The following is a 223-nucleotide window of genomic DNA, read 5'->3' as shown; positions in this document are numbered from 1 at the left end:
GGCAGGTGGTTTCACTTATCAAGCCAGTAGCCCAACATTAATCAGTATTACGCCAAATCAAGGTTCACTCGCAGGCGGCACTTCGGTGACGGTAGTGGGTACCAACTTTACCCCGACCACGACCTTAACCATAGGAGGGGTTGCGGCGACGAGCGTGGTGATGGTGAACGCTACCACCTTAACTGCGACCACACCGGTTTATGTCAGTGGGGCTTTGGTGAAA

The 223-nt window shown here is 53.4% G+C and carries 1 protein-coding gene; it reads left to right on the top strand.

Going from position 1 to position 223, the window contains the following annotated elements; genetic code table 11:
* Window positions 1–223: IPT/TIG domain-containing protein (locus ACD661_RS17025; RefSeq protein ID WP_400189024.1), on the top strand; the 223-nt coding region annotated here is incomplete at both ends.

The sequence above is a fragment of the Legionella lytica genome (assembly GCF_044626755.1).
GTDB classification, from domain to species: Bacteria; Pseudomonadota; Gammaproteobacteria; order Legionellales; family Legionellaceae; genus Legionella; species Legionella lytica_A.
The sequence above is the reverse complement of the archived record's forward strand: the minus strand, read 5'-3'. Positions and strand labels throughout refer to the sequence as shown.